At 61.3% G+C, this 7,548-nt stretch carries 13 protein-coding genes; 11 read left to right on the top strand and 2 right to left on the bottom strand.

Going from position 1 to position 7,548, the window contains the following annotated elements:
• Nucleotides 1-212 precede the first annotated feature (212 nt).
• The 3 genes from AB7I51_RS17240 to AB7I51_RS17230 all read left to right on the top strand — a co-directional run bounded on the left by AB7I51_RS17240 (nt 213) and on the right by AB7I51_RS17230 (nt 1,319).
• Nucleotides 213-470, top strand: coding sequence for a hypothetical protein (locus tag AB7I51_RS17240; RefSeq protein WP_428405494.1), 258 nt, complete (start codon nt 213-215; stop codon nt 468-470).
• 103 nt (nt 471-573) lie between these two features.
• Entirely contained in the window at nt 574-903 is a 330-nt protein-coding gene (locus AB7I51_RS17235; RefSeq protein ID WP_428405493.1) for a hypothetical protein, read from the top strand.
• A gap of 50 nt (nt 904-953) precedes the next feature.
• The gene (locus AB7I51_RS17230) at nt 954-1,319 is read left to right on the top strand and encodes a hypothetical protein (RefSeq protein WP_428405492.1); all 366 of its coding nucleotides are present in this window, start codon (nt 954-956) and stop codon (nt 1,317-1,319) included.
• 204 nt (nt 1,320-1,523) lie between these two features.
• Here AB7I51_RS17230 and AB7I51_RS17225 read toward each other — a convergent pair whose 3' ends face one another.
• A complete protein-coding gene (locus AB7I51_RS17225; RefSeq protein ID WP_428405491.1) occupies nt 1,524-1,793 on the bottom strand; it encodes a hypothetical protein in 270 nt (89 codons plus the stop codon).
• A 312-nt stretch (nt 1,794-2,105) separates the two neighbouring features.
• Between AB7I51_RS17225 and AB7I51_RS17220 the strand changes: the two genes are divergently transcribed.
• The 5 genes from AB7I51_RS17220 to AB7I51_RS17200 all read left to right on the top strand — a co-directional run bounded on the left by AB7I51_RS17220 (nt 2,106) and on the right by AB7I51_RS17200 (nt 4,556).
• Entirely contained in the window at nt 2,106-2,237 is a 132-nt protein-coding gene (locus AB7I51_RS17220; RefSeq protein WP_428405490.1) for a hypothetical protein, read from the top strand.
• Nucleotides 2,234-3,055, top strand: coding sequence for an HK97 family phage prohead protease (locus tag AB7I51_RS17215; RefSeq protein WP_428405489.1), 822 nt, complete (start codon nt 2,234-2,236; stop codon nt 3,053-3,055). The genes AB7I51_RS17220 and AB7I51_RS17215 overlap by 4 nt, the downstream gene beginning before the upstream one ends.
• Nucleotides 3,052-3,309, top strand: a complete 258-nt coding sequence (locus AB7I51_RS17210; RefSeq protein WP_428405488.1) for a hypothetical protein — start codon at nt 3,052-3,054, stop codon at nt 3,307-3,309. Before AB7I51_RS17215 ends, AB7I51_RS17210 begins: the two co-directional genes overlap by 4 nt.
• Before the next feature lie 627 nt (nt 3,310-3,936).
• Complete coding sequence (locus AB7I51_RS17205; RefSeq protein WP_428405487.1) at nt 3,937-4,368, top strand: KGG domain-containing protein; 432 nt, start codon at nt 3,937-3,939, stop codon at nt 4,366-4,368.
• Between the two features lie 2 nt (nt 4,369-4,370).
• Complete coding sequence (locus AB7I51_RS17200; protein ID WP_428405486.1) at nt 4,371-4,556, top strand: hypothetical protein; 186 nt, start codon at nt 4,371-4,373, stop codon at nt 4,554-4,556.
• Nucleotides 4,557-4,922: 366 nt separating this feature from the next.
• Here the strand turns inward: AB7I51_RS17200 and AB7I51_RS17195 are convergent, their stop codons facing one another.
• Complete coding sequence (locus AB7I51_RS17195) at nt 4,923-5,342, bottom strand: hypothetical protein (RefSeq protein ID WP_428405485.1); 420 nt, start codon at nt 5,340-5,342, stop codon at nt 4,923-4,925.
• Between the two features lie 651 nt (nt 5,343-5,993).
• Here AB7I51_RS17195 and AB7I51_RS17190 point away from each other — a divergent pair.
• The 3 genes from AB7I51_RS17190 to AB7I51_RS17180 all read left to right on the top strand — a co-directional run bounded on the left by AB7I51_RS17190 (nt 5,994) and on the right by AB7I51_RS17180 (nt 7,232).
• Nucleotides 5,994-6,548 (top strand): phospholipase D-like domain-containing protein, encoded by a 555-nt coding sequence (locus tag AB7I51_RS17190; RefSeq protein WP_428405484.1) that lies wholly within the window; start codon nt 5,994-5,996, stop codon nt 6,546-6,548.
• 131 nt (nt 6,549-6,679) lie between these two features.
• Entirely contained in the window at nt 6,680-6,877 is a 198-nt protein-coding gene (locus tag AB7I51_RS17185; protein WP_428405483.1) for a hypothetical protein, read from the top strand.
• Nucleotides 6,864-7,232, top strand: a complete 369-nt coding sequence (locus tag AB7I51_RS17180; protein WP_428405482.1) for a BRO-N domain-containing protein — start codon at nt 6,864-6,866, stop codon at nt 7,230-7,232. The genes AB7I51_RS17185 and AB7I51_RS17180 overlap by 14 nt, the downstream gene beginning before the upstream one ends.
• Nucleotides 7,233-7,548 lie beyond the last annotated feature (316 nt).

The following is a 7,548-nucleotide window of genomic DNA, read 5'->3' as shown; positions in this document are numbered from 1 at the left end:
CCCTCCAACGCGTTCCATAAAGTGCGGTCCTAGAAGGGGTGAAAAACCCGAACGCCGCCGCGCGGCCATGCCGCCCGACATCACGACGACGCCGAAAGTCGCGCCGTCACGAATAAGACGGGCTAGTCGTAGACCACGCGCGCGCGCAGGGTTCAGAATTTTTTTTAGGAGGCAAAATGACGACGACCAGATCGAGATCGAAGCCGAAAGCGATGCGGAAGACGCCGGTGCCGAAACCTGTCGATCCGATCGCGATCTTAGAAAGCATCGCGAGGAATCCGCGCTTGAAACCCACTCCGCGGGTGCAGGCCGCGAAAGAATTACTTCGGTTTTGCCTCTCCCTAGCTGCCGCGCCGGCTCCCGCCGAGGCGAAAGCGCCAGAAGCGCGAAAAGCAGAAAAAACCGACCGTCTCGCCGAGGAACTTAATCGTCGTGCGCTGTCGATGATGAACACAAGGGGGACGGCATGAGCGACGACACTATTCCTGCCGTTGGCGAACACCGCGGCGTGCCGGTTCACGCATTCCAGCCAGCCGATCGGATCGAAAACGTCGTCAAGCCGGCAACAATCTGGTGCACGGCCTGAGCGACATCGGCGAGCTTTACGCCTTTGCCTGCGATCCGCGCAACGTGCCAGAGGCGCGTCTGTTCGCGGAAGCGAAGGTCATTGCCGGTTATCAGCTCGCGGCGTCTTCGCGAATTGAGCGGCCCAGCGTCGATCTCGAATTGCTGGCGGCGCACACTGCTGGACTAAACTCTTTGCATTGGATGGACCCGGCGCGGTTCGGCACCATCCTGGCCGCCCCCGTTCGACCGGGCGAGCGTCACTCGCAGGACGAGCGGCCTCCAGAATTCCGCGCCGCTCTTGAGGCCGAGTTGGAGCGGCGGAACGGCCGAGAATGACAGCGGCCGATTCCGATGACGATGGCTCGCCGCTTCTATGGGCATCCGCCGTGCGATTACTTCCGCTGCCGGCGCGGCGAAAATTTTACGGCTACGTGTCGGCCCTGATGCGCGAGAACGCGGAGCTTGCGCGACCGTGCGCGGAGCTTGAATTGCTAGTCGAGCGCCTTCGGCCACCGCCGACGTCCGTGGAGATCAAGGCGCGGCGCGACCAGATGATCATCCGCGCGATCGCTAACTATGATGGCGCGGCGACCGTTCGTGCGGAGGCGCTCGCTAAAGATTTGCGAATTGCGACGGGATTGAAGCACGCCCCGTCGTCCGAACGCCTAAATGCGGTCGTCGAGATACTTCGATTAAACGGCGGCGCGCCGCTCGCTTGGCGGCAGATCTATGAAATTTGGAGCCGTCGCTAATTTTGCAGTCCCGACCGCTTTCGACTGCAAAAACGTTAGGGCATCTTGGGCGAAGGAGGTGCTTGGCATGGGGATTATCGCCCAAATTTTCGGCGGGAAATCGGACAAAAAGCTGAGGCGCTCGACAGCGCCGATGCAGTCATCAAAGCGCTTGCTCGCGTTGAAAGTGAGCGCGCGGAGGCGGCCAGCACGATCGACCGCGCGTTAGAACAGCGGCGCGACCTTCTTCTGAGGGATGAAACGGACAAGCAGATTGCTGCCCTCGACGCCGCCGTCGACGCCGCCCATCTCGTTTTGGAGCGTCTTGAGCTCGCCGAGCCGCAATTGCATGCGCGATTGCGCGAGTTTCTTGACGCAGAGCGCCGCCAGCGACTCGCCGAGCTTCGTCACGATTATGACGACGCTGCGAAGGCTTTGGATGCGGCAATGGATCGCGCACTCGAAGCTTTCGCCGAGCATCAAAAAGTTGTCCAACAGCTCGACGCCGAGGATTTCTCTGCCGAAGGCCGAGAGTTCATTATCCCGCCGCCATATCTCGGGAACGGTATCGCCATCTCTGCAGAGACACTGGAGCTGTGGCGTCAGCAGCGGGATCGCGCGGCCGCCGTGGCGCTGGCGTCGCCATGGCCCGCGAAGCCCGCAGCGTAGAAGGCAGTCAAGCAGGCCCAGCGTCCGCAGCCGCAGCCCGCTGCGCCCGTCTCTCGCCCGCGCCGAGCGCCGATCGAAGTCTCCGGTCCAGTCGCATTTGGTTTCGCGAAGATCATCTGCCTGCGCGACGGGCTCGAATTGAACGGCAAGGCAATGGTCGTCGGCGACCAGGCCATTGTGACGTCAGACCAGGCGGGTCAACTCGCGCGCAACGGCGCTGCCGAAATTGTCGAGCATGGCAAGATCGCAGATGCGGAGGCAGCGGAATGATCACGAAATACCTTGCGGCGACAATCTCCACCAAGGCGAACGGCCTCGGTCCGCGTCAATTTTCATTCATTGCGTCGACCGACTCCATCGACCGCGTTAATGAATCGATCGACATCTCCGGGCTCGACATCGCCCAATACAAGAAAAATCCGGTCATGCTGCTGCAGCACGATCGCTCGAAACCGATTGCACGCGCATCTGTCACGAAAGCAGCCGGACGGCTCGAAGGCGTTGGCACATTCCCGCCGCCTGGGAAAAGCCCGACGGCCGACGAAGCGTTCGCGCTGGTGCAATCCGGCGTGCTGGGAGCGGTTTCCATCGGGTATGTCGAGAAAGAGGCACAGCCGGCAGGCGGCGGACGCGTCCGCGTAACGAAAGCTGAATTGCTTGAAATTTCGATTGTTTCCATACCTTGCAATGCGGACGCATTGATCACTGGCGTGTCCGAGAAGGCGCAGCGCGCAAGCGTTTTCGGGTCCGCAAAGGACGTTCGCGCAATTGATCATGACGCCGAGCGCCGTCGCCGCAAAATCAAAATTCTGAGCCTCGAGGCCGACGTATATGATTTCGCGCCGCCATCGCCGGAAGCGGCTCGTGCGCAGCATAAGCGTAAGATCGAGCGCCTCGCCGCCAAAACGCAACCGGTGGTCAATCGCCCTGCCGCCCGGCCGATCTTCACTGGCGACGTTGTGCTTTGGAGTCACCAAATGTCCGAATATCTCGAGCAGCAATGCCTGAAGACATCTCCCAACGTATATGGGCGCGATCCCATCGCGCAGCGCGAGGAGCGTCTGCGCCGAATTCGTGAACTGACATGACCGCGGCGCTGATGCGTGAACTCATGTGTCGACGAGAGGCCGCCGCCGTCGCCAAGACGCTCGCCTTTCGTGACAAGGTTCGCGTCGAAATAGCGCTTGATGATTTTTGCTTTTTTGTCCATCACGCGTTGATCGAAGATGACGATTGGCGGCGCGATGACGCTATCGAATTCGTTCGTGATCTCCGCGAATTTATCGAAAAAAGGGTCGCCAAAATTGAAGCAATCTATCTGCCCGCGCGAGATGCAAGGTGATGGCCACCTCATAGGCGTCCTTGCGGCGTTTGGTGAAGAGGACGAAAGTGGAAGTCGCACGCCCGAAAGTTAGAAGCTCAGAGGTATATCGATTGCGCTTGCCATAGCGCGCAGCGGCGCTAATTGGGCGCTGTCGCCTCGACCGAAGCGACAGCAGCAATCCTTGCCCGCAGCTTCACAGCTGCGGGCTTTTTTGCTTCACGTCCAGCTCAGGGTGGCGACCCCGCAGCGCAGGCGCGGCTCAATTCCAATAGATCGTGGGAACAAACCCGTTGCCCCAAAGGTTGGCGCCTTGGTCGGGGGCGTAATGACAGAACCAAATAACCAAAGAAGCGGCCCGCTCGCGGCGGAACTTAAGGAGCTGCCCTTCGCAAGCCTCCAGGAAATTGGCAGGGAATTGCGTAATTATTTCTGCGAGATAATTACCGAAGAATTGCCCGCCGAGATTCAAGCGCTGCTAGAGAACTTGGAACAAAGCTGAATTAGACATAGGCGCGTGGCGTATGCTGGCGGCGGTCGCCGCCGTCAACAGTCGCGTCGAACATAGCCTACGTAGAAACATGCGGTCATGACCACGGCGGTCGCGTATGGGCCGGCGCCGTCCGCCAAAATCGGCCGCCGCTCCAGATGGCGACGGCGCCACTCCAGTCATCGGCGGGCGGAGTTGCTGAAGCAAGCACGTGCCGTTTGTTCCGGCTACGCCCTCGCGCTATGAGACTGCGCCGCCATTCTTGGCACACTTATTGTTTTGCTGGCGTGAGCAACCGGAAATCGAGAATGAATATGGAAGGGCAGCCGAAAACAAAGATTAAGCGCGGGTTCGCTTCTATGAGCCCAGAGAAACGAGTTGAGATTGCCAGCAAGGGCGGCAAGAGCCTTCCCCCTGAGAAGCGGAGCTTCTCGCAAAGCTCCGAACTCGCTTCTACCGCAGGGCAGAAGGGCGGAAAAGCTGTCGCCCCCGCCAATCGGAGTTTCTCGCGGAACCCTGAGCTTGCGTCTCAAGCTGGCGCAAAAGGCGCCGCTGCATCCCACAGCACCAGGCAGCGTAAGAAGCCCTGAAGGTGCAAGAGCGCCAAGTCCTTCGCGGTCGAAAAACGAACGGCGTCGTCGCGCTCGCCTACGTCTATTTCGAGGATGATCCGCGCCAGCACAGGCTCGTCAATCGCCTCTCAGGCGCTGATGCCAAGGCGGTCGCGCAGGCGATCGCTCGGGCGCTGACGGTCTCGACAAGATCGACCAAATCTTAAGTAAGTGGCGGGACGATCGATTTGGGGCTTGGGGAGCGCCTGAAAGGGGCGCGCGCGTTCAAACGGAGTTGCTCATGCGGAGCATCGTTTACACTTTTAGAGCCTTCACCTCATCAGGGGTTCGGTTCCTCGCCAGATGGTCAGCGTATTCTATTGCGCGCGGGATGGCTGCGAGGGAGGCGTTTGTCGAAGCTTTAGAGCGCTTTGCGACGAACTATTAGACGTTGGTCATGCCGTCGCAATCTCAAATGTAAAAACGCCCCGCCGCTACATCCACGGTCGGGGCGTTATTTTGCGACGACACAGGAGGCTGCCGCCGCTCCTTGTGATATAGAGTTCAAAGGCAATTAGAGCGTCAGACTCCGTTTAGTAGCAGACCCAAATCCAACCAGCTGGAGTCCATCTCCAGCACCGACCGACGCCATAGGGATACCAACGGCCGCCCCAGTATCGCCCTCGTCCCCAGCCGCCGCCGTAGCCGCCCCCGTGACCACCGCCCCAGCCGCCACCGCCCCAGCCACCACCGCCTTGGCCGCCCCAGCCGCCACCGCGGCCACGGCGACCACCGCCACCGCCGCCGCCACCGCCTTGTCCGCCGTGATCGCCGCCGCCGTAGCCGCCATCTCCATCGCCGCCATCATGGCCGCCACCGCCGTAGCCGCCCCCGCCGTAGCCGCCGCCCCCTTGGCCCCCGCCATAGCCGCCGCCAGGCCCAGCGGCGAGCGCTGCCGATGTTAGCGCCGAGGCGCTGAGCATTGCGAGGACAAGCGATATCTTGCGTAGCATGGCGTCCATCCTAATTTTTGTAGCCTTTAGACTTGGATTCCCCGGAAGACTCGGTCCGACCAAAAGTCTGGCTGCGTCTGACCTATTCGACAAGGCCCAAGCGCTCAGTCAGCGGACTGATCGGGGCGCGCATCTCCTACAGCAAAACGCCCCGCCGTAACATCTACAGTCGGGGCGTTCTTGTGACGGCCGGGGGCTTGGGGACTGTGGCCGTCGGTCTGTCGTCAGAGTAGCATGCATATTTTGCGCCGCAAGTCGCAGGGCGTGAGCCCTACGCCGATCCTTCGCCGCCGTCCGGGCCGTCGACAGCCATTGCTCGAACGTCCATCCGAGCCCGAGGCGCTTTCCGTCTCGGAATCGCCTGTCGAGCGCCGACGCCAAGGCGGTGGCGCAGATGATTGCGCTAAGCGAGCGACAGCCGGTCTATGTCAACGGCGTCAGGCTCGGGCGCTTGGCGTTGTGGAGCTGATGAGGGACGACCCTAGAGTTTTCGTCGGCGCGATCGAGAACCTTTTGGCGATGAGCCTATCGAAGGCGATCGGCAATTCGGAGGAGCGACTATAAACGCCTGGACCCATATCGGCTTCAGGACGCGCGAGCAGATGGAGCGGTTCAAATCGGCGTTCCCCGGCAAGTTCGAGGAAGACACGGATGTCACATGACAATCGCGATCTCGCATATTTGGCCGGAATAATTGGCGCGGCGGCTCTTTTCGGGATCGGCGCACTCTTTCTTGCCTCGCCGACCACGAAGCCTCCATGCAATCTTGAGCGCGTCGCCTATGCGCCATCGGAAAACCTGGAGCCGATCGACGTCGCGCTTATCGGCCGCGCGCGCCATTCCATCGACTTCGCCGCCTATGTGCTGACAAGCATCCCGATAGTGGAGGCTCTCGACGCTGCTGCGGCGCGCGGAGTCCGCATCCGCATCTATCGTGACGGCGACGACGTGCACGCGCCAAAGGCGCTCGCTGACGCCTACGACAGGCTTGTCGCGAGGCCGAACGTCGAAGCCCGCTACAAGGCGAGCCCAGCGCCGTTCATGCATCTCAAAGCCTATTCGATCGACGGCGAGCTCCTGCGCGAGGGTGCGGGAAATTTCACGCACTCCGGCTTGCTGCGCCAGGACAACTCGCTCGTGGCGCTGCGGTGTCGAGAGGCGGCGGTGCGGTTCGAGCGCGCATTCGAGGAGATGTGGCGAAGATGATGAAGCGACGAACGCAGCCCACAGCCAGCGGGGTGCGGAGTGGATTGCGACGAGTTGGGAAAAGTAGGAAGAACGATCGTTCCGGATGTCCGGAACGGCGTCGGCGGGCGCGCCTTTAGCCTTTAGGGCCGGTGGGCACGAAATATCCCCATTGCTTTCAAGCCGGCCAGTCGTTCGTCGTCGAAGATGTCGGCGGCGTCGCTCTGGTCTATGTCTATTTCGAAGGCGAGACGACCAGGCGCGGGCTCGTCAATCGCCTGCCGGGTGCCGACGCCAAAGCGGTCGCGCAGACGATCGCGAGGGCGCTGACGGCGGATGCGAAGGCCTGATGAGAGGGGCGTTGCGCCGTGGTTCGTCGCCAAGGACGTTTGCGAGACGTTGGGGCTGGAATGGACAGCTAAGGCCGTCGAGAAGCTGGATGATGACGAGAAGGATAGGACTTCAATTCCTACCCTTGGCGGCACGCAGGAGCTGCTCGTCATCTCCGAGTCAGGCCTTTACACCCTCGTCCTTCGTTGCCGTGACGCGACAACGCCGGGCTCGACCGCGCACCGCTTCCGCAAATGGGTCACGTCAGAGGTTCTTCCATCAATCCGCAAGACGGGTGGCCATGGGGCGCAGTCTGCGCATTGCTTCGCCGGGCGAGACGATTCGCCGCAAAACGGCGAGGCGCGCGCCTGCTAAAAGTCCAGTGAACGAGCACAGTTAGCGGCGCCACTACCTACCCCGGTTAAAGGCGTGCGCTGAGTGACGGGGCTGGCCCTCCTGAGTCGGCCCCGTTTCCCGTTTGCCAAGGCTCCTTTCCAATGGGTTTGGCCTTCATCCTACGGGTCAGTTCCGGCCCTGCCTTCCACGTCCGCAGTCATGCTTGCCACGTAAGCGTGATCGGACGACCGCCTACCGCTCTGCATGTGGAGTTGATTAGGTGTCCACCATCGAAGAGGTGGACACCAGATGGCGGCTGCGAATGATGGTGTTGGTGCGGGGCGTCGGACGTGGA

The sequence above is a fragment of the Methylocystis sp. genome, assembly GCF_050246715.1.
In the GTDB taxonomy this organism is placed as follows: Bacteria; Pseudomonadota; Alphaproteobacteria; order Rhizobiales; family Beijerinckiaceae; genus Methylocystis.
This window is presented reverse-complemented; position numbering and strand designations above follow the sequence as displayed.

What these genes read in the sequence shown, in the direction of transcription:
- AB7I51_RS17240 (WP_428405494.1), top strand. Translation starts at nt 213, where the DNA reads ATGCGGAAGACGCCGGTGCCGAAACCTGTCGATCCGATCGCGATCTTA.
- AB7I51_RS17215 (WP_428405489.1), top strand. Translation starts at nt 2,234, where the DNA reads ATGATCACGAAATACCTTGCGGCGACAATCTCCACCAAGGCGAACGGC.
- AB7I51_RS17210 (WP_428405488.1), top strand. Translation starts at nt 3,052, where the DNA reads ATGACCGCGGCGCTGATGCGTGAACTCATGTGTCGACGAGAGGCCGCC.
- AB7I51_RS17205 (WP_428405487.1), top strand. Translation starts at nt 3,937, where the DNA reads ATGGCGACGGCGCCACTCCAGTCATCGGCGGGCGGAGTTGCTGAAGCA.
- AB7I51_RS17195 (WP_428405485.1), bottom strand. Translation starts at nt 5,342, where the DNA reads ATGCTACGCAAGATATCGCTTGTCCTCGCAATGCTCAGCGCCTCGGCG.
- AB7I51_RS17190 (WP_428405484.1), top strand. Translation starts at nt 5,994, where the DNA reads ATGTCACATGACAATCGCGATCTCGCATATTTGGCCGGAATAATTGGC.
- AB7I51_RS17180 (WP_428405482.1), top strand. Translation starts at nt 6,864, where the DNA reads ATGCGAAGGCCTGATGAGAGGGGCGTTGCGCCGTGGTTCGTCGCCAAG.